A 19,007-nucleotide genomic window follows, 5' to 3' on the forward strand; every position below is an offset into this window, starting at 1 on the left:
CGCCTAAACGGTTCCGAGGACCCGGTCGAGGTAAGTGTTCGTGAAGACCCCGGCCGGGTCCACCTCCTTGCGGACCCGCGAGAAATCGTCGAACCGCGGGTACCGCGAGCGAAGGGTCGCCGCGTCGAGGTCGTGCATCTTGCCCCAATGCGGGCGGCCGCCGACCTCGCCGACGATCGACGCGAATCCGGCGAAGTACTCGCGGTAGGGCATGCCGACGAACTGGTGGATCGCGATGTAGGCGGAGTCGCGGCCGTTCGCCGTCGACAGCCAGATGTCGTCCGCGGCGGCGACGCGCACCTCGACCGGGAACGCGACCGGGTTCTCCAGCTTCGGGACGAACGCGCGGAGTTCGGAGAAGACGTCGTGCAGCGATTCACGGGGGATCGCGAACTCCGACTCGACGAACCGCACGCCGCGATGCGTCACGAAGACGCGATGCGAGGTGTCGCTGTATTCGCGGGCGGAGAGGATGTTCGAGGCGAACTTGCCGAGCGGCTGCACGAGTTTCGGCACCGCGCGACCGAGACGGCAGAGACCGCCGAACGCGACGTTCTCCGTGATCTCGTAGTCGAGGAATTCCTTCACCTTGCTCAACGGTTTGTGCTCGCTGCCCGCCGGGAGCCGGTTGTTGCGCTTGACCAGGGCGTTCTTGCCGTACGGGAACCAGTAGAACTCGAAGTGGTCGTTCTCGTCGGCGAACCGGTCGAAGCCTTCGAGGACCTGTTCGAGGGGCTCCGGCCGTTCCTGGGCGGAGAGCAGGAACGACGGTTCACACCGCAGGGTGACCGTGCTGATGACGCCGAGCGCGCCGAGTCCGACCCTCGCGGCGGAGAAGAGTTCGGGGCGTTCTTCCGCCGAACAGATGACCACGGTGCCGTCGGCGAGGACGAGTTCGAGCGCGGCGATCTGCGTGGCGATCCCGCCGAGCTTGGCGCCGGTGCCGTGGGTGCCGGTCGAAATCGCGCCGGCGACGGTCTGCGCGTCGATGTCGCCGAGGTTGGTCATCGCCAGGCCGAGCGCGTCGAGTTCGGCGTTGAGCTGCTTGAGCGTGGTACCCGAGCGGACCGTGACCAGGCCTTTCGCGACGTCGGCCGACGCGATCCCGGTCCAGCCGGTCAGATCCATGGCGTCCGAATCGGCCGCGGCGATCGCCGTGAACGAGTGGCCGCTGCCCAGCGGGCGCAGGCGACGGCCGTCCGCGACGGACCTGCCGATCGCCTCGGCGATCTCCTCCGTGCCGCGCGGCCGGTGCACGCGCAGGGGTGAGGCCGCCGCGGTTCCGGCCCAGTTGGTCCACCGAGTCATGAGCCCACCGTTCGTGAAGTCCGCTCTTGAGATGCTCGAGTGCCGAAACAGTAAGTGAATAGTATTCGCGTTTCAAGCCCTTCTGTCGTACCTTAGTTCGGGTGACCAGTGCGACGGTGTACGACTTGGCGACGAAGGACCTGGATCCTCCGTTCGCGGTTGTCGACTTGGATGCGTTCGACGCGAACGGCGCCGACCTGCTGAGGCGGGCAGGTGGCAAGCCGATCCGCGTGGTCAGCAAGTCCGTCCGCTGCCGGTATCTGCTGACGAGGGTGCTCGCGCGGCCCGGCTTCGAAGGCCTCATGTGTTACTCGCTCGCCGAAGCCGTCTGGCATGTCGAGCAGGGGACGTCCGACGACATCGTGGTGGCGTACCCGACCGCCGATCACGGCGCGTTGCGGCGGCTGGCGGCGAACGACCGGGCGCGGGCGGCGATCTCGATCATGGTCGATTCGCCCGAACACCTGGATCTCGTCGATGCCGCGCTGGGACAAGGCCATCCCGAAATCCGTGTCTGCCTGGAGCTCGACGCTTCGTGGCGGCCGCTGCCCGGAGTGCACATCGGCACCAGGCGCTCGCCGGTGTTCAGCCCGCGACAGGCCGCGGATCTGGCGCGGACCATCTTGTCCCGCAAGGGTTTCCGGCTCGTCGGGATGATGGCGTACGAAGGTCAGATCGCCGGGCTCGGCGACGCGGCGGGCGGTGGCGTCAAGAATTCCGCCATCGGCTGGATGCAGCGGAAGTCCATTGTGGAAATCGCGAAGCGGCGGGCGGCCGCGGTGAAAGCGGTGCGGGCGCTGGCGGAGCTGGAGTTCGTCAACGGCGGCGGCAGCGGCAGCGTGGAATCGACCGGTGCCGAAGCGGCGGTCACCGAGATCGCGGCGGGCTCCGGTCTGATCGGGCCGACCCTCTTCGACGGTTACGCGCACTTCTCGCCGCGCCCGGCCGCGATGTTCGCACTCCCCGTCGTCCGTCGTCCGGCGCCGAAGGTCGCGACGCTCTTCTCGGGCGGCTACATCGCTTCAGGCCCAACGGAGTCTTCGCGGCAGCCGACGCCCTACCTGCCCGAAGGTCTCTCGCTGCTCGGCTTCGAAGGCGCCGGCGAGGTCCAGACCCCCGTGTCCGGCGAGGCGGCCCGCCACCTGCGGCTCGGCGACCGCGTCTGGCTGCGCCACGCGAAAGCGGGGGAACTCGCCGAACGCTTCACGCACTACCACGTCGTCATCGGTGACCGCGTCGACCGGACCGTCCCCACCTACCGAGGCGAGTCCCAAAACTTCGGCTGACCGCCCGACCCCACCCCCCACCCATCCCTGGGGGGCGCGCCCCGCATCAGCGTATCGGGAGGGGGTGTCGGGGAAGGGGGAACCGAGGTGGGAGGGGCGAGGTTGTCCACAACTGTGGGTGGGTGTGGACAGCTTATGTGGATAACTGGATAAGGCCAGGTCAGAGTAAGTGAAGACGTGGTTGGTGGGGACTGTGTGACTGATGAGGCTTGGGAACCGGGCATTGGTGGACACGAATGGAGCAGAGGGGATCCACCGGTGACGCGAGGGTCGCCTTCGGGATGTCCGGCATCCTGAGGGGCAGCCGGTGACCTGTCTTGGTGTCGGGCGAAGCATGCCCCCAATGTGGCATTGGGGACGTTGAGCGCCCCCAATGCCACATTGGCAACACCGGACGAAATCTCAGGCTTCGCCGAACTTGCTCGCCAGGTAGCCCTTCACGACCGACTTCGCCTCCGCCACGATCCGCTCGTCCCCTCGCGGGTCCCGGCGGAAAGCCAGCTTCAGCAGCGCGTCCGCCGTCTCGTTCGCGATCGTCAAAGCGAACCGGATGTCGTCCAGTTCCGACGGGATCCGCGCCGCAAGGATGTCGGTGAGCGCGTCGACGATGACGGCGTTGTTGTCGCGGGTCTCGTCCAGGAGCTGCCGGTCCACGACGTCACCGAAGTGGACCTTCGAGAATCCGGGCACCTCGCGGTGCATCGCCAGATAGATGTCGAGGATCGAGTCCACGACGTCCCACCAGTGTTCGGGCGCGAGCTCGTTCAGCGTCTCCGACACCGAAGCGACGAACCGTTCGAGATTGCGCTGCGTCAGCGCCTGCACGACGGCCCGCTTGTCGGGGAAGAACTGGTACAGCGACCCGACGGCCACCCCGGCGCGCTTCGCGATCAGTGTGGTCGTCAAGGCCTCGTAACCGAGTTCGTCGATCAACTGGGCGCTGGCGTCGAGCATCTGCTCCACCCGCTTGGCACTACGTTGCTGGACGGGCTGCCGCCGGAGCGGAGTCGTCTCCGCTTGCGGTCTCGCGGCCTGGATGTCGGACACTCGGGCTCCTCCTTCGCTGATCTGCGACTTTATCGTGCCGACGGGGTTCCCCACGGTCGAGTGAAGGCATAGTATCTGAGAACTTTTCATGTTCGGCCGAGTCTGAAGAGGAAAGGTGCGTAGCCGGTGGAGAATCCGACCTTCCCGTCCGATTTCCTGTGGGGTGTTTCGACCTCCGCCTTCCAGATCGAGGGGGCGACCGGGGAAGGCGGCCGGGGACAGTCCATTTGGGACACTTTCACCGAAACGGAGGGAAAGATCGCGCGGGCCGAGCATGCCAGGGTGGCGGCCGATCACTTCCACCGCTTCCGCGAGGACATCGCCCTGATGGCGGACCTGGGCGTCGGAGCGTACCGCCTGTCCTTCGCCTGGCCCAGGATCCAGCCCGACGGCGAAGGCAAGCCGAACGCGGAAGGCCTTGCCTTCTATGACGAAGTGATCGACGAGGTCTGCGCCGCCGGCATCGCGCCGACGGGGACGCTCTTCCACTGGGACCTCCCACAGGCGCTCGAAGACAAAGGTGGCTGGCTCTCCCGTGATACCGCCGAACGGTTCGCGGAGTACGCCGCCATCCTGGGCGAGCGTTTCTCCGATCGGGTGAAAATGTGGATCCCGCTCAACGAGCCCATGGTCATGTCGATCTACGGATACGCGATCGGCGAGTACGCCCCCGGCAAGACCCTCCTGCTCGACGCCCTGCCCACCGCGCACTACCAGAATCTCGCGCACGGTCTCGCCGTCCAAGCCCTCCGCGCGGCAGGCGCCCGTTCCGTCGGCACGGCCAACAATCATTCGCCGATCTGGCCCGCCTCCGATTCTCCGGAAGACAAGGCCGCGGGCGAATGGATCGACGCCCTCATCAATCGCACTTACGCGGATCCGGTGCTCCTCGGCCGTTATCCCGAACAAGTCGTCGAACATCTCCCGGCGGGTTTCGCCGACGATCTGCCCACCATCGCGCAGCCGCTCGACTTCTACGGGGTGAATTACTACGAGCCGCAGGGCGTCGCCGCGCCCGGTGAGGGCAATCCGCTTCCCTTCGAGCTTCGCGCGATCGAGGGATATCCGATGACCACCAACGCTTCGCCGATCGTCCCGCACGGACTTCGCGATCTCCTCGTCGGCTTCCACGAGCGCTACCGCGAGCACCTTCCACCCGTCTACATCACCGAAAACGGCTGCAGTTTCGACGACGTCGTCGCCGAGGACGGGCAAGTCCACGATCCGGAGCGCATCGACTTCCTCGACAGCCACCTCGTCGCGGTGCGCGAAGCGATGGACGCCGGCGTCGACGTCCGCGGGTACTTCGTCTGGTCCCTGATGGACAACTTCGAATGGTCGAAGGGTTACCAGCCGCGCTTCGGCCTGGTGCACATCGACTACGAGACGCAGCAGCGGACACCGAAGGATTCCTTCGGCTGGTACCGGAAACTGATCCGCCATGAGTGAGGTCAGGGAGCTGCCCGAGGCGCTCGCCGAACCGGTCGCCCGGGTCCGCGCGGGCTGGATGAGCCTGCTGTTCTTCGCGAACATCGCGCTCTGGCTCGGGGTCTACGCGCCCATCCAGGTCCTCCTGCCGAAGCAGGCCGAAATCCTCGACGCGGCCAACAAAGAGGCCGTGTTCAGTCTCGTCACCGGGGTCGGCGCGGTCGTCGCGCTGATCGCCAACCCGGTCGTCGGCCTGCTCTCGGACCGCACCTGCCACGCCCGCGGCCGTCGCCACCCGTGGACGGCCGCCGGTGCGGCGGTCGCTGCGGCCGGACTGCTCGTCCTCGCCTTCGCGCCGAACGTCGCGGTCATGGTGCTCGGCTGGTGCCTGGTCCAGGCGGGCCTGAACGGAATGCTCGCCATGCTCGTCTCGGCGATCGCGGACCGCGTGCCCGTGCCGCAGCGCGCCCAGGTCGGCGGACTGGTCGGCATCGCCCAGATGCTCGGGACCGTGCTCGGCGCGGTGGTGGTCGTGGTGATGCTCGACCTCGCCGGTCTCCCGCTGGGGTACGCGGTGTGCGCCGCCATCGTGCTGGCGGGCGCGGCGGCGTTCGTCCTGCGCACACCGGACGCGCGGCTGCCGGTCGCGTACCGGCCTTCCGCCCGGACCCGGGACGTGCTGAGGAACCTGTGGATTTCGCCGCGGCAGCATCCGGACTTCGCCTGGGCGTGGGGCTGCCACTTCATGATCGGGCTCGGCAACGCCTTCGGGACGCTCTACCTGCTGTTCTTCCTGAAGGACGCGGTGCACTACGAAGATCCGGACACCGGCCTGCTGATCATGATGGGGCTCTACGGCGCCGCCCTCATCGTCGGCGCGCTCATCGCCGGGCACTTCTCCGACAAGTCCGGACGGCGCAAGCCCTACGTCCTCGTCGCGTCGGCGGTGATGGCCGTCGCCGCGCTGCTGCTGGTCGTCTGGCAGAACTGGACGGCCGCGCTCGCGGCGTCACCGCTGCTGGGAGTCGGTTTCGGCGCGTACATGGCCGTCGCGCTGGCGATGCTCACGCAGGTGCTGCCCGCCGCGCAGGACCGGGCGAAGGACCTCGGGGTCATCAACATCGCGAATTCGCTGCCACAGGTGGTGGCACCGATGCTGACCGCGCCGATCCTGGCCTACCTGGGCGGGTATCCAAGCCTCTTCGCGGCTTCGGCGCTGTCCACCGTCATCGCCGCGGTGCTGGTCACGCGGGTGAAAACGGTCAGGTGAGCTTGGAGACCGCGGACCGGTGCCGGTCGGGGGAGGGGAGTGCAACGGCACCGGCCCGCGGGGTTCGGGGGATGACAGCGCGGTCCTCGGGGGCGGATATCGCGCTGCGTTTGTGATCATGAATCTAGCGACCGATTACTGCGTCCGCTAGGTGTTCTGCCGACAATTTTCGATTAATCGCGGTGGGGACCGGGATGATTACCGAGAGCGGCTCGTCGCGTTCGGGGGTACGCGCGAACCGCTGCCGGCGAAGGCGAGATCGTGGCGTGGTTGCCGAGGGGGCGCTCGGACCGCCGGTCACTCGCCGGCTTTTCAAGCTGTGATGGGACGACGCGGGTTGACCAGTGCGTGCCTGCCGGTGGTCTCGGCCGGGCTCACGCCGCGGGTCTGCCCCGGGACACGGCGGCGGGCTTCGCGCCGGTGGTCCTGGGTGGCCGCGGTCTGCTGGGGGGCGAGGCCACCGGCGACCAGGTGCTCGTGCGCGACCTGCCATACCGAGCAGGGGGCCTTGCACTTGTGCCAGCGGGTCGAGCAGGTGGGGCAGTCCCCGCGCTCGTCGGGCTCGTGCGCCTGGAGCATCGCGCGCCAGCCTTCGGTCAGCCGGGGGAGCTCCGAGCGGGCGACCGACACGAGCGACTGCGCGTCGGCCCGGGTCGCGAGATCGGAGAGCATGTCGAGGCGTTCCCAAACCGCGTTGCGGAGGACTTGCCCTAGGACCTGATCCACGGAGAACTCACCGTTACCTTTCCGCCATCTTGGCGGCTTCGTTGAGCGCTGCCCTGAGCTGTCCGAGCTGGCCGGACGTCAGGCGCGCGGTCTCTCCTGGCGGCGAGACGAGAACCACCTGGTTGTCTTCGACGAACACGGTGACGGCGCGTTCGCGGCTGATGAGATCGCCGCACTGCACCCGCCAGACCAGTTGTCCGCCTTCATAACGGCGCACGCTCGCGGTACGGGGGTCGACCGGGGCGGACGGAGAGACCGGGCGGTTGGCGCCGGGGGCGAGGCCGACCGCCTGCTGACCGGCGGGGCCGGCCGCACGCAGGTGGCGTGTGGCCATACCGGGCCGTCCCGCGGGGATGGAGCCTGTTGCGATCGAGTCCACGAACTCCACTGGCTCTTCTCCGCTCTCTCGTTCCACGTCGTCTTCGTATCCGCGTATCCGCACCTGTAGGGGGTTCGGAGACTTGGTAGCTCTCTGTGATCGCTGCCGGTGGCTGGTCGGTCACGGAGATCTGACAACTACAGTGATGTGAAACCGAGTGCGATAGAAGGTCGAACCGCCGTCATAGCGGTGACCGGACGCGGTTTCACGGTAAGCGGTCAAACGACTTCTGCCGGGCCGATCACGACGGGCGATCCGGTGTTTCGCACGGTTGAATAGGTGTGCCTACGCTGTTTCTCGACCCCAACGGAACTGTGAGGGGGCGCAATGGACGCCAGTATCGGTGGCGGCGCTGTCGCCGGCTCGGACGCGAACTCCGCGAACACTTCGGGCCGCCAGAGTCACCCCGTGCCGCCGGATGCCTGGGAACAGGCGGAGATGCGGGCGGCACTGGCGACACGGGAGATCTCCTCCGTGTACCGGCTGTTGCGCAAGCACGGTGTTTCGCAGCGTCAGATCGCCGCGATGACCGGCCAGTCGCAGTCCGAGGTGTCCGAGATCCTCAAAGGTCGCCAGGTGATGGCGTACGACGTGCTCACCCGCATCGCTGACGGCCTGGGTGTCCCACGGGGATACATGGGTCTCGCCTATGACGAGGCGACAGCGATAAAGGTCGTCGGCGCTGCCGACGGCCAGCAGGCGGAGGAGGACGAGTCCGTGAAGCGACGGAGGTTCCTCGCGCACGCCGCCCAGGTCACGATGGGTGCGGCGGTGTTCGGTCCGGAATCGGGGACGTGGTCGGCCGGGCCGGCGAAGACGCCGGCCCCCGGGCGGATCGGCATGACCGACGTCCGCCAGGTGGAAGCCGCGACCAGAGCGCTCCGGTCCCTCGACTACCAGTACGGCGGCGGTTTCTGCCGCGACGCCGTGGTCGCGCAGCTGTCCTGGGGACAGCAGATGCTCGAGTCCAACGGCACCGAAATGGTCAAGAACCGGCTGTTCGTCGCCCTGGCCGACCTGCACAGCCTGGCGGGCTGGACGTCCTTCGACACCGGCCTGATGGATTCCGCGCGCGGGCACTTCGCCAACGCGCTGGACCTGGCCAAACAGGGCGACAACCACCCGCTGGTGGCCAACGTCCTCTACCGGATGGGCCGCGTCTACCTGCACCAGGACGCCCCGAACGACGCGCTGAAACTGTTCCAGCTCGGCCAGATCGCCGCCCAGGAATCGGGCTCCGAACTGGCGGTCGCCGTGCTCTGCGCCAACGAGGCGTGGGCCTACGCGATGATGGGCAACGAGGAACAGGCCGTGAAGCTGCTCGGCCGGAGCAAGGACGAGTTCGCCCGCGCCAACCTCGCCGAGGCCGAGTCGTGGGTCAAGTTCTTCACCGAGACCGACGTCTACGCCATGATCGGCACCGTGCACACCGTGCTCGCCGCGAAGAACGCCGAGCACACCAAGTACGCGATCCCGGCGCTGACCAAAGCCGTCGAGTCCTACGACGACGACATGGCCCGCAGCAAGACGTTCATGCTCAGCGCGCTGGCCACGAACCACCTGCTCGAAGGCGATCTCGATCATGGCGCCAAGGTGGGGTCGAAGGCCGTCGACTGCGCCGAGGGCATCAAGTCGGAGCGGGTGAAGGACCGGATGCGGCCGCTGCAGGTCGAGGCGGAACGCCGCCGGAACAACGCCGACGCCCGTGACCTCGCCGACCGCCTCAACTCCTTCTACGCCGCCTGAGCCGACCGGGCGGGACGGCCGGTTCACGCCCGGCAAGCTGCGCGACGCCCTGGGGCGGACCTGCGAACTGCTGGGCGTGGCCCCTGAAGGCGCGAGGCTGCTGAGGTTCACCAACAACGCCGTCTACGAGCTGGCGAGCGCGCCGTTCGTCGTCCGGATCGTCGGCTCCACCCTGCTGCGGCACCGCGTCGGCACGGTCGTCCGGGTCGCGCGGCATTTCGAACGGCACGACGTGCCCGCCATCCGCCTGCTCCCCGGCGTCGACCAGCCGTTGCCGGTCGGCGAGCATCTCGTGACGGTCTGGTGGAAGGTGCCGCCGAGCGGCCGGAAGCCGAGGTCGGCCGACCTCGCCGCGTTGCTGCGCCGGGTCCACGCGCTCGAACCCCCCGAAGGACTGGCGGAATGGGCGCCGTTCGCCGCGGTCCGGGCCCGGGTCTCGGACGCGGAGGAGCTGTCCGCCGGTGACCGGCGGTTCCTGCTCGACCGCTGCGCCGAGGTCGAAGCCGCGCTCGCGACGCTCGACTTCCCCCTGCCGCGGGGCCTCGTCCACGGCGACGCGCACACCGGGAATGTGATCGCCGGACCGGCCGGGCCGGTGCTGTGTGATTTCGATTCGTCCTGTGTCGGGCCGCCGGAATGGGATCTCACGCCGCTCGCCGTCGGCCATGAACGGTTCGGTGATCCGCCTGCCCGCTATCGCGTGTTCGCCGAGCGGTACGGATTCGACGTGACCACCTGGTCCGGCTTCCCGGTACTGCGCGCGATCCGTGAACTGAAGCTCACCACGAGTGTTCTCCCGATTCTCCGGAGTCATCCCAGCGTGCGCGATGAGCTGCGAAAACGGTTGGACGATCTGCGGAACGGGCGTACCGGCGCGCGCTGGAACCGGTATCGGTGAGTCACCCGGGAAACGCATCTGCACGTGCATTCGCCGATGAAGAATGACCGCTCGTCGCTTGCCCGAATTCGCCGATCAAACGGTGACGAATTCGCCCGGGCTAATCACTTCTCCTGGCCCAATGCTCCCCCAAATGTGCAACTTGCAGCTACGCTCCGTTATTTAGCGCGCTTAGTTCACCTGGTAGCTGCGCATCGATCGGTACTGCCGGGTCACAGCTGTTCCAAACGCGTACGCAGAGCGTCAGCCTCCGGACGGCCGAGGCCGACGAAAATCGGCAGAGCCTGGTCGTAGAGACCCCGCGCTTCGTCCTGATCGCCCTCGGCCTCGGCGATCTCGCCGAACGCGGCCAGCGTCCTGGCCACCTCGAACCTCGACCCGCGCGCCTCCATGGTGGCGCGGGCGGGTTCGAGCTCGGCCTTCGCGGCCGCGAAATCCCCGGTGACGGCGAGGGCGCGGCCGAGTTCGATCCGGGCGCGGGCCACGTTGTAGTCGTCGCCTTCGAGGACGTCGCGGGCGCGGGTGAGGTCGGCGATCGCGGCCTCGGCCTGTCCGGCGCGGACGCGGGTGGCGCCGAGGTTGATCAGCGCCAACCCGATGTCGTGCCGTCGCTCCAGCCGCTCGCTGAGCAGATGGTCCTCGGTGAACCGCTCGATCGCGTCGTCGAGCCTGCCCTGCTGGAGGGCGACCAGGCCGAGTCCTTCCACCGACCGGATCTCGACGACGCCGTTTCCCGCCGTCCGCGCGGCTTCTCGGCCCGCCGTGTAGTGCCCGACGGCTTCGTCGTAGCGGCCGGTGCCGCGGCAGGCGGCGCCACTGCGGTTGTGCATCAGCGCCTCCGCCGACGCGTTGCCCCAGGTGCGCGCGCAGCGCATGCCGGCCTGGCTCACCCGCAGGAAGTCCGGGTAGTGCTTGCGCAGCAGGAACAGCGGCCACATCGCGGCGGCGAGCTGCCAGCCGAGCTCGGGCAGCTGCCACGTTTCGGCGGCTTCGATGGCGGCGATGAGGTTCTCGCGCTCCAGTTCGAGCCAGGCGAGTTCCTCGTCGGACGAGCCGAACGAGACCGGCGACGGCGGCCGGTACTCGTAGCGGTACGGGATCGGATCCTGATCGGGGACGGTCAGGTTCGTGGTCGCGGAGGCGGTGAACAGGTACCACTCGAGCATGCGGCGCAGCGCGATGTCGCGGTCGTACTCGTTGCCCGCCGTCTTCTCCTTGGCGTGCAGCCGCGCGAGGTCGTGGAAGGTGTACCGGTCGTCGCCGCGGTCGATCAGCAACCCGACGTCGACGAGCTGGTCCAGCAGGTCGTCGGCGACCTCGGGGCGGACGGCGATCGACGCGGCCGCCACGCCGACGCCGAAGTCGGGACCGGGGTGGAGCCCGAGGGCCGCGTACAGCGCGGCCGCGTCCGAGGGGAGTTCGTCGTAGGACAGGTTGAAGCTGGCTTCCACCGATTGCGCCTCTTTCGTCGAGAGCGTGGCCAGTCGACGATATTCCTTCCCCAGCTCGGTGGCGATCTTCTCCAGCGACATTTTCGGGCGCCCCGCCAGCTTGGCGCTGACCGTCGTGAGGGCGATCGGGAGGCCGCCGCACAACTCGGCGATGGCCCGCGCCTGGTCGGCTTCGGCGCCGACCCGCTCGGCCCCGACAGCGCGTCCCAGCAGTTCGGCGCTGTGCGCGGAACCGAAGGGGGACAGCTCGATCAGCTTCGCGCGATGCTCGGTCTGGAGCCTGCCCAGGCGACGCCTCGACGTCACGATGACGAGGCTCGTCCCGTCGGCGGGCAGCAGCGGAAGCACTTGATCGGTCGACGCCGCGTTGTCGAGCAGCACGAGCAGCGGCCGCCCGGCGGTCGTCGTGCGGTACAGGGCGGTGAGCTCCTCGACGTCCGCGGGCAGCCCCTCCGGCGGGACGCCCAGCGCCCGGAGGAACCGGCCGAGCGCTTCGCTCACCGACAGCGGGCCGTTGGTGCTGAACCCGCCGAGGTCCGCCCACAGCTGCCCGTCGGGGAACCGGTCACCGAGGTGACGGCCCCACGCGGTGGCCAGCGCCGTCTTCCCGATCCCGCCCTGACCGCTGATCAGGTGCACCGACGGCCCGTCGGTGTCGTCCTGGGCCAGCAGCTCTTCGAGCCGGGCGAGTTCGGCCGCGCGGTTGGTGAAATGCGCGGGCGCAGGCGGAAGCTGCCGGGGTCCCGAACTCACCTGCCTGGTGAGCCGGACCGCCGATCGCTGGCGCGGTACCTGTGGCGTGCTGATTTCGCTGTCACCCGGCAACGGGCCGCCCATTTTCCATCCCCTCATCGGGTTAACCCCAGCGATCGCGTAGAGCATCCCGGTGAAGGTCCGGACAGGACAGTGAAACCGGCCAAATGCGGCCGGATGGAGCAAGGCGTGTCACAGCTGCCGGAAAGTTTCGGCGGTGATGTCGAGACCGGCGTGACGGCGTCGTCCCCGGGGTGATCGCGGCCGACGTGGCCGCACGAGCCTGGAGGACAAGTCATGCGCAAGCTCATCGTTCAGCAGTGGGTCACCGTCGACGGCATCGTCGCGGAAGAGGACGGCGGGCTCGGTTTCGTGCCGGGGGAGCCCTTCTCCGAGAAGACCGAGCCCGCGTTCAAGGCGAGCGTGATGGGGCTCGTCGATTCGGTCGACACGATGATCCTCGGCGCGAACACCTACGCCATGGCCAAGGACTACTGGCCCTACGCCGAAGAGCAGGGCGAGTACGGCGAGAAGGTCAACGGCCTCGCCAAGTTCGTCGCCTCGTCGAAGCTCGACGACGCTCCCTGGGGCGATTTTCCCGCCGCGACCGTGACGCGTGACCCGGCCGCCACGATCCGGGAACTCAAGGAGCGGGACGGCAAGAACCTCTGGCTGTGGGGGAGCCTGAAGCTCATGCGGTCGCTGCTGGACGCCGGTCTCGTCGACGAGTTCCGGCTGATGGTCAGCCCCGTGGCGCTCGGCAAGGGGACGCGCCTTTTCGACGATCGGCGGGACCTGAAGCCGGTCGAGGCCGCCGCGTTCGAGAACGGCGTGGTGATCCTGCGCTATGTCGTCGAGAACCCGGCCGTCGAGGCCCCGGCCGTCGAGAGCTAGGTCGTCGGGACGACCGGGGCTCGGGTGAGGACGACGGCGAAGCCGAACGCGAGCCCCATCACGGTCAGTTCCAGCGTCGCCCAGGCCGCCAGCGCCGTGCGGTCGTGCCGGACGATCCGCGGCATCAGCTTCCACCGCGTGTAGGCGCCGAGGGTCGCGATCACCCCGGTGCACAACAGTTTGAGCAGCACCAGCTGCCCGTACGGCGTGGTGAAGACGCCTTCCCAGAAGCCGAGCGACGGGTTGAGCGAGATCTCGATCAGCCCGTTGAACAGGCCGGTCGCCGCGCCGAGGATCAGGCACAGCGTCGCCAGTTTGGAGAACCGCGGCAGCGCGTGCGCCAGCAGCGTCCGGTTCCCGACGAGCAGCACCGCCATCGCGCCGAGCCCGCCGGTCCAGGCGACGGCGCTCATCACGTGCAGTTCCATCGAGATCATCGTGTAGTCGTGGTAGTTCCAGTTCGACGCGTGCCCGGTGACCGGCAGCGGCAGCAGCGCGAACAGGCCGAGGCCGACGCGGACCTCGGCGGGCACCTTCTCGCCGTGCTTCAGCGCGAGGATGCCGAGTCCCGCGTGCAGCAGGGCCAGCACCGCGACGATCAGCAGCGCCTTCCCGGCACCGACGTCGGCGATGTAACTCCCGACGTCCGACATCGACAGCGTGCTGGAACCAGGCCGGTACTCGGCGGTCTGCAGGATCAGTGCGACGAGCGCGGTGGTCGCCCAGATCAGCGCGGCCGCGACGCTCGCGGGCCGCGCGAGCCGCATGATCGGCTCGGACAGCTTCGGCCGGTCGTAGCCGACCAGCACCGAAAGCAGCGCCAGCCCGATCGTGGCGACCGCCGAAATGTCCAGCAGGACCCGCACGAGCGGGATGGAGACCGAGACCGCCTCGCTGACCTGCGCGACCCCGGGGACCGGGGCGGTGGCCGTCAGCGCGACGCCGATCAGGGCGCCGACGATGCCCGCCGTCACCACGCAGAACAGCACGGCGACGCGGGCGCGCGAGGTGGTCTCGGCCTGTGTCATGACCCGCTCTTCTCCTTGTCACCCGCGCCGGTGCGCAGCGCGACGGTCAGTCCGACGGCGAGCAGCACGACGGCGCCCGCGATCCACACCCAGATCGGCACCCCGGACGAGCCTTCGCCGCCGGTCGCCGGGGTGGTCTCGGCCTGGCCGCCGGTGCCGCGCGCGGCGTCGGCGCTCGCCGGGGTCCCGGTGCCCGCGGCGGTGAGGGTGAACGGCACCTCACCGGTCACGGCGTGCCCGTCCGCGGAGAGGATCCGGTAGCCGATCTTGTACTCGCCCGCCGGGCCGAGCGGCCGCAGCGCCACGCTCACCGCGCTGTCACGGACCTCGACCTGGCCTTCGGCCCACTGGCCGCCGCCCGGTCCGACGACCGCGATCTGGTTGACGTTCGCGTTCTGGACGTACTGGTCGAACGTGAGCGTGACCTTCGCGGGCCCGGCGGCGAGCGAAGCGCCCTTCGCCGGGTCCGAGGAGATCAGGACGTTGTGCGCCAGCGCCGGGGTGGCGGTGGCGAGCCACGCCACCCCGGTGATCGCCAGCGCGACGATCGCTTTACGCATTTACTCGGTTCCCTCGGTGTTGCCGTTCTTGGCGGAAGCGGTGGCGCGGCGGGCGCGCAGGGTGGCACCGGCGCCGACGCCGAGGCCCAGCGCGCCGACGACGAGACCGGCGCCGCCGAGCCAGCGGGCGGTGTTGTCGGACGACGAAGAAGCGGCGTGGGATTCCTCGGTGGCCTTCGCGTCGGAACCGTGGCCGCCGCCGTGCCCGTCACCGGTCTTCTCGGCGAGCTTCACGCTCGGCGCGGGGTGCTCCGGTTCCTCACCGGAGGCCGGGGTCGGCTGGTTCCACTCGACGACCTTGTTGTTCTCGTAGGTCTGCGTGGCCGGGAACTCGATCGCGTCGACGTTGGTCGGGAACTGGCCCGCGCTGATCTGGAACTCCTGGAACTCGGTCGAACCGGCGGCGATCTTGGTGCCGGGCTCCGCGGTCCAGGAGACCTTGGTGACGGCCTCGGTGATCTGCGTGCCGGACGCGGTGGTCACCGGGGCGGGCAGCTTGGTCTTGACGACCTCGGCCTTCCAGCCGGGGATCGGCTTGGTGCGGACCGAGCTGAGGGCGTACTCGGGCTTGAGGGTGATCTCGACCTTGACGGTGCCGGCGTCCTTCTCCTCGTTCGGGACGCGGAAGAAGATCGACCCGTAGCCACCCTTGGTGGGCTGAGGGCCGTAGACGTTGGCGGTGACGTGGGCCGAGGCGACCCCGGCCGAGAGCAGACCGGCGGCGCCGATCGCGGCGGCGAGGAAACCGGCGCGCTTGAAGACGTGCTTGGACACGGAAACTCCTGAACATGAACGAATCGGCGGGTTCGGGGACCTCGCCGGATTTACGGGGGATGGAACTGGGGTTCAGGAGAACAGCGGCGGACCACGCCTGCCGTGGACCCGGCGGAGGTCCACGCGGACGAGGTGGCCGGGGCCCGCCGGACGGGCGAGCACCGGGGACGCCGTCGCGGCGGGTACCGGGAGGGCGCCGAGGATGAACGGGACCAGCGCGCGCAGGCAGGCGAGGACGCCGAGCAGCAGTCCGTCGGCCTTGGCCAGCAGCAACGCGGTGACCAGCGTCGCGACGACGTGCGCGGCGGTCATCGCGAGCCCGCCCGAGAGCGGCGCGGGTTCGTCGTGTATGAGCTCGTGACTGCTCAGCGAACTGAGCACGAGGTGCATCACGACCTGCCCGGCGCCGAGGTCGACGATCGTGGCCATCGGGCCGCGCGCCTTCGCCGCGAGCGCGGCCGCGTTCCAGCCGATGAGCACGGTGAGCAACAACGTCATCGCCGTATCGGGTACTTCGCCGTCCCCGATCACGTGAGCGGTCACGGCGAGCGCCGCGGAACTGACGCCGAGCAAGCCACCACGTACGGCGCGTAGCGCGCTTCGGTGATGGTTGTCCTTACTCACGGGTGAAGAGTATTCGACGTCCGGCGGGGCGGTCGATGTCCTCCCGGCTGTTGAGCAGTGAAAAAGACACCGTCGAGGCGGCGCGTGCGGTTGCCCGATTGGGCCGAATGGGGAACGTTTGCGGGACACAAGGCGGTAAACAGGGGTTTGACCGCGAGCGTTCTGGGTAGTCAGGCTCCCGATACAGCTACTCCGAATGGGTGAGGAGTCTCACCCAGAGGCGGCGGGAGAACCAGCACGCGATGAATCTCTTCGAGTACATCTCGGATCGGTGGGACAGACTCGCCCTCCAGGGGCTCCTCCATGTCAGCGCGGTCGTGCAGTGCACGATCCTGGCCGCCGTGCTCGGCGTGGTGATCGGCGTCGCCGTCTACCGCAGCCCGATCGGGTCGGCCGTGGCCACGGCGCTGGCGAGCACGATCCTCACCGTCCCCTCCTTCGCCCTCCTGGGGCTCCTCATCCCGGTGTTCGGCCTCGGCGCGAACACCACCGTCATCGCTCTCGTGCTCTACGCGCTGCTGCCGATCGTGCGGAACACGATCGTCGGACTGGGCGGGGTGGATCCCGCGGTCAGCGACGCGGCACGCGGGATCGGCATGAGCCGGTTCGGCGTGCTGACCAAGGTGGAGCTGCGGCTCGCCTGGCCCGCGATCCTGGCGGGCATGCGGGTCGCGACGCAGATGCTCATGGGCATCGCGGTCATCGCGGCCTACGCGAAAGGCCCGGGGCTCGGCTCGGAGGTCTTCTCCGGCCTCACCAACGCGGGGAGCACGAACTCCCTCAACCAGGCGCTGACCGGGACGCTCGGCCTGGTCGTTCTCGCTCTGGTCCTCGACGCCGTCTACGTCCTGATCAACCGTCTGACCGTCTCAAGGGGTGTCCGTGGCTGAGCCGACCGAAACCGTATCCGGCGTCGAGATCGAGCTGGAGAACGTCACGAAGCGCTACGCCGGCACCCGTGAGCCGGCGGTCGACGACTTCTCGATGGTGGTGCCCGCGGGCAAGATCGTGGTCTTCGTCGGCCCGTCCGGCTGCGGCAAGACCACCACCATGCGGATGATCAACCGGCTGATCGAGCCGACGTCGGGCCGCATCACCATCGGCGGTGACGACGCGCTGAAGCTCGACGTCGACACGCTGCGCCGTCGCATCGGCTACGCGATCCAGCAGGCCGGGCTGTTCCCGCACTTCACCGTCGCGCAGAACATCGCGGTGGTGCCCGGGCTGCTCGGCTGGGAGAAGAAGAAGGTCAACGACCGGGTCGAGGAGATGATGGACCTGGTCGGGCTGGACCCGGCCGACTTCCGCGACCGGTTCCCGCGTCAGCTGTCCGGTGGGCAGCAGCAGCGCGTCGGCGTCGCGCGGGCGCTCGCGGCGGACCCGCCGGTGCTGCTGATGGACGAGCCGTTCGGCGCGGTCGACCCGATCACCCGCGGCAACCTGCAGGACGAACTGCTGCGGCTGCAGACCGAACTGAAGAAGACGATCGTCTTCGTCACCCACGACTTCGACGAGGCCGTGAAGCTCGGCGACAAGATCGCGGTGCTCGGAAACCAGTCGCGGATCCTGCAGTACGACACCCCGGACGCGATCCTCGCGAACCCGGCCGACGACACGGTCGCCGGTTTCGTCGGCGCCGGTGCCTCGCTCAAGCAGCTGACGCTGCTGCGGGTCCGCGACGTCGAGCTGAAGCAGGACGCGCTGACGGCGGCGGTCGGCGAATCGCCGTCGGACGTCCGCGAGAAGCTGACCCAGCAGCGCAAGCACTTCGTGCTGGTGCTCGACCAGCGGCGCCGTCCGATGCGGTGGGTGCACGTCCGCGAGCTGACCGCGGCGTCGTCGCTGGCCACCGCGGGCAAACCGCTGCGCGACTCGGTCAGCCTGCAGTCGACGCTGCAGGACGCGCTCGAAGCCATGCTCGCCGAGGGCGGCAGCGTCCCGGTGACCGGCGCCCGCGGCGAGTACGCCGGGACGATCGAGCTCGACACCGTCATCTCGACGATCCAGCAGCTGCGCGAGGAGCACTCCGACGACAACCCGGCGGAAGGTGTGACCGCATGACGGCCGTCGATACCGGGTTCACCACCGAATCCTCGTCGAGAGGCGCCGAGCGGGTCCGGCTGTTCGCCCAGCCCGCGGCGGTCCTGCTGATCGTCCTCGGGGTCCTGATCTGGGTGTTCACCAGTGACCTGACCGCGACGGAGAAGGAGACCCTCAACGCCGCCGGGTTGTTCACCGCGCTGCGCGACCACCTGGCGATGACCGTCGTGGTCACCGCGATCGTGGTCGCCGTGGCGGTGCCGCTCGGCGTGCTCGTCACCCGGCCCTGGGCGAAATGGGCGGCGCCGGTCTTCCTGGCGGTGGCGAACATCGGCCAGGCCGCGCCCGCGCTCGGTGTGCTGGTGCTGTGGTTCATCGTCACCGGCGCGACCGGCGGACTGTGGGTCGCGGCGCTGCCGCTGGCGTTCTACTCGCTGCTCCCGGTGCTGCGGAACACGATGGTCGGCCTGCAGCAGGTCGACCCCGCGCTGATCGACGCGGGCCGCGGCATCGGCATGTCGGCCTCCGGCGTGCTGTGGCGGGTCGAGTTCCCGCTGGCCATCCCGCTGATCCTGGCCGGTCTGCGGACCTCGCTGGTGCTGGCCGTCGGCACGGCGACGTTCGGCATGTTCGTCAACGCCGGCGGTTTCGGCCTGCTCATCGACACCGGCTACAAGCTCAACCTGACGAAGGTGCTGATCACCGGCTCGGTGCTCGCCGTCGCACTGGCGCTGCTGGTGGACTGGCTCGGCGCGGTGGCGGAACAGTTCTTCGGACCGAAGGGACTGCGCTGAC

The 19,007-nt window shown here is 68.8% G+C and carries 18 protein-coding genes; 9 read left to right on the top strand and 9 right to left on the bottom strand.

The genetic code is table 11. The features are described from left to right. Positions 1 to 3: 3 nt before the first annotated feature. A complete protein-coding gene (locus IE302_RS19025; protein WP_191255853.1) occupies positions 4 to 1,308 on the bottom strand; it encodes a D-arabinono-1,4-lactone oxidase in 1,305 nt (434 codons plus the stop codon). A 101-nt stretch (positions 1,309 to 1,409) separates the two neighbouring features. On the opposite strand from IE302_RS19025, the gene IE302_RS19030 reads away from it, so the two are divergent. After that, a complete protein-coding gene (locus IE302_RS19030) occupies positions 1,410 to 2,594 on the top strand; it encodes an amino acid deaminase/aldolase (RefSeq protein ID WP_191255854.1) in 1,185 nt (394 codons plus the stop codon). A gap of 402 nt (positions 2,595 to 2,996) precedes the next feature. Here the strand turns inward: IE302_RS19030 and IE302_RS19035 are convergent, their stop codons facing one another. Beyond that, on the bottom strand, positions 2,997 to 3,641 hold the full coding sequence (locus IE302_RS19035) for a TetR/AcrR family transcriptional regulator (protein ID WP_191255855.1): 645 nt from the start codon (positions 3,639 to 3,641) through the stop codon (positions 2,997 to 2,999). Between the two features lie 126 nt (positions 3,642 to 3,767). Between IE302_RS19035 and IE302_RS19040 the strand changes: the two genes are divergently transcribed. Both IE302_RS19040 and IE302_RS19045 read left to right on the top strand, forming a co-directional pair. Further along, a complete protein-coding gene (locus IE302_RS19040) occupies positions 3,768 to 5,090 on the top strand; it encodes a GH1 family beta-glucosidase (protein ID WP_191255856.1) in 1,323 nt (440 codons plus the stop codon). Next, positions 5,083 to 6,339 carry an MFS transporter gene (locus tag IE302_RS19045; RefSeq protein ID WP_191255857.1) on the top strand — a complete coding sequence of 419 codons (1,257 nt, stop codon included), beginning with the start codon at positions 5,083 to 5,085 and terminating at the stop codon, positions 6,337 to 6,339. Before IE302_RS19040 ends, IE302_RS19045 begins: the two co-directional genes overlap by 8 nt. Before the next feature lie 312 nt (positions 6,340 to 6,651). Here IE302_RS19045 and IE302_RS19050 read toward each other — a convergent pair whose 3' ends face one another. Beyond that, positions 6,652 to 7,065 (bottom strand): hypothetical protein, encoded by a 414-nt coding sequence (locus IE302_RS19050; protein ID WP_191255858.1) that lies wholly within the window; start codon positions 7,063 to 7,065, stop codon positions 6,652 to 6,654. A 13-nt stretch (positions 7,066 to 7,078) separates the two neighbouring features. Beyond that, positions 7,079 to 7,453: a hypothetical protein gene (locus tag IE302_RS19055; protein ID WP_191255859.1), complete on the bottom strand. Its 375-nt coding sequence runs from the start codon at positions 7,451 to 7,453 to the stop codon at positions 7,079 to 7,081. Between the two features lie 318 nt (positions 7,454 to 7,771). Between IE302_RS19055 and IE302_RS19060 the strand changes: the two genes are divergently transcribed. Continuing rightward, positions 7,772 to 9,190: a helix-turn-helix transcriptional regulator gene (locus IE302_RS19060; protein ID WP_191255860.1), complete on the top strand. Its 1,419-nt coding sequence runs from the start codon at positions 7,772 to 7,774 to the stop codon at positions 9,188 to 9,190. Continuing rightward, complete coding sequence (locus IE302_RS19065) at positions 9,150 to 10,088, top strand: phosphotransferase family protein (RefSeq protein WP_268246762.1); 939 nt, start codon at positions 9,150 to 9,152, stop codon at positions 10,086 to 10,088. Before IE302_RS19060 ends, IE302_RS19065 begins: the two co-directional genes overlap by 41 nt. Before the next feature lie 212 nt (positions 10,089 to 10,300). Here the strand turns inward: IE302_RS19065 and IE302_RS19070 are convergent, their stop codons facing one another. Further along, positions 10,301 to 12,391: an ATP-binding protein gene (locus IE302_RS19070; protein WP_229907844.1), complete on the bottom strand. Its 2,091-nt coding sequence runs from the start codon at positions 12,389 to 12,391 to the stop codon at positions 10,301 to 10,303. A gap of 198 nt (positions 12,392 to 12,589) precedes the next feature. Between IE302_RS19070 and IE302_RS19075 the strand changes: the two genes are divergently transcribed. Next, entirely contained in the window at positions 12,590 to 13,186 is a 597-nt protein-coding gene (locus IE302_RS19075) for a dihydrofolate reductase family protein (RefSeq protein ID WP_191255861.1), read from the top strand. Here IE302_RS19075 and IE302_RS19080 read toward each other — a convergent pair. The 4 genes from IE302_RS19080 to IE302_RS19095 all read right to left on the bottom strand — a co-directional run bounded on the left by IE302_RS19080 (position 13,183) and on the right by IE302_RS19095 (position 16,121). After that, positions 13,183 to 14,214, bottom strand: coding sequence for a CopD family protein (locus tag IE302_RS19080; RefSeq protein ID WP_191255862.1), 1,032 nt, complete (start codon positions 14,212 to 14,214; stop codon positions 13,183 to 13,185). The two genes, IE302_RS19075 and IE302_RS19080, sit on opposite strands and share 4 nt — an antisense overlap. Continuing rightward, on the bottom strand, positions 14,211 to 14,774 hold the full coding sequence (locus IE302_RS19085) for a copper resistance CopC family protein (protein WP_191255863.1): 564 nt from the start codon (positions 14,772 to 14,774) through the stop codon (positions 14,211 to 14,213). The genes IE302_RS19080 and IE302_RS19085 overlap by 4 nt, the downstream gene beginning before the upstream one ends. After that, on the bottom strand, positions 14,775 to 15,548 hold the full coding sequence (locus tag IE302_RS19090; protein WP_191255864.1) for a YcnI family copper-binding membrane protein: 774 nt from the start codon (positions 15,546 to 15,548) through the stop codon (positions 14,775 to 14,777). 72 nt (positions 15,549 to 15,620) lie between these two features. Beyond that, positions 15,621 to 16,121 (bottom strand): hypothetical protein, encoded by a 501-nt coding sequence (locus tag IE302_RS19095; protein ID WP_191256290.1) that lies wholly within the window; start codon positions 16,119 to 16,121, stop codon positions 15,621 to 15,623. Between the two features lie 293 nt (positions 16,122 to 16,414). Between IE302_RS19095 and IE302_RS19100 the strand changes: the two genes are divergently transcribed. The 3 genes from IE302_RS19100 to IE302_RS19110 are packed head-to-tail and all read left to right on the top strand — an operon-like array spanning position 16,415 to position 19,006. Beyond that, positions 16,415 to 17,062, top strand: a complete 648-nt coding sequence (locus IE302_RS19100; RefSeq protein WP_191256291.1) for an ABC transporter permease — start codon at positions 16,415 to 16,417, stop codon at positions 17,060 to 17,062. Further along, the gene (locus tag IE302_RS19105) at positions 17,049 to 18,233 is read left to right on the top strand and encodes an ABC transporter ATP-binding protein (RefSeq protein WP_373308007.1); all 1,185 of its coding nucleotides are present in this window, start codon (positions 17,049 to 17,051) and stop codon (positions 18,231 to 18,233) included. The genes IE302_RS19100 and IE302_RS19105 overlap by 14 nt, the downstream gene beginning before the upstream one ends. Beyond that, a complete protein-coding gene (locus IE302_RS19110) occupies positions 18,230 to 19,006 on the top strand; it encodes an ABC transporter permease (protein ID WP_191255866.1) in 777 nt (258 codons plus the stop codon). Before IE302_RS19105 ends, IE302_RS19110 begins: the two co-directional genes overlap by 4 nt. Position 19,007 lies beyond the last annotated feature (1 nt).

Source organism: Amycolatopsis oliviviridis, from assembly GCF_014654365.1.
In the GTDB taxonomy this organism is placed as follows: Bacteria; Actinomycetota; Actinomycetes; order Mycobacteriales; family Pseudonocardiaceae; genus Amycolatopsis; species Amycolatopsis oliviviridis.

Coding starts and splice junctions, on each gene's coding strand:
- IE302_RS19025 (WP_191255853.1), bottom strand. CDS start 1,308: ATGACTCGGTGGACCAACTGGGCCGGAACCGCGGCGGCCTCACCCCTG.
- IE302_RS19085 (WP_191255863.1), bottom strand. CDS start 14,774: ATGCGTAAAGCGATCGTCGCGCTGGCGATCACCGGGGTGGCGTGGCTC.
- IE302_RS19060 (WP_191255860.1), top strand. CDS start 7,772: ATGGACGCCAGTATCGGTGGCGGCGCTGTCGCCGGCTCGGACGCGAAC.
- IE302_RS19070 (WP_229907844.1), bottom strand. CDS start 12,391: ATGAGGGGATGGAAAATGGGCGGCCCGTTGCCGGGTGACAGCGAAATC.
- IE302_RS19075 (WP_191255861.1), top strand. CDS start 12,590: ATGCGCAAGCTCATCGTTCAGCAGTGGGTCACCGTCGACGGCATCGTC.
- IE302_RS19110 (WP_191255866.1), top strand. CDS start 18,230: ATGACGGCCGTCGATACCGGGTTCACCACCGAATCCTCGTCGAGAGGC.
- IE302_RS19045 (WP_191255857.1), top strand. CDS start 5,083: ATGAGTGAGGTCAGGGAGCTGCCCGAGGCGCTCGCCGAACCGGTCGCC.
- IE302_RS19080 (WP_191255862.1), bottom strand. CDS start 14,214: ATGACACAGGCCGAGACCACCTCGCGCGCCCGCGTCGCCGTGCTGTTC.
- IE302_RS19100 (WP_191256291.1), top strand. CDS start 16,415: ATGAATCTCTTCGAGTACATCTCGGATCGGTGGGACAGACTCGCCCTC.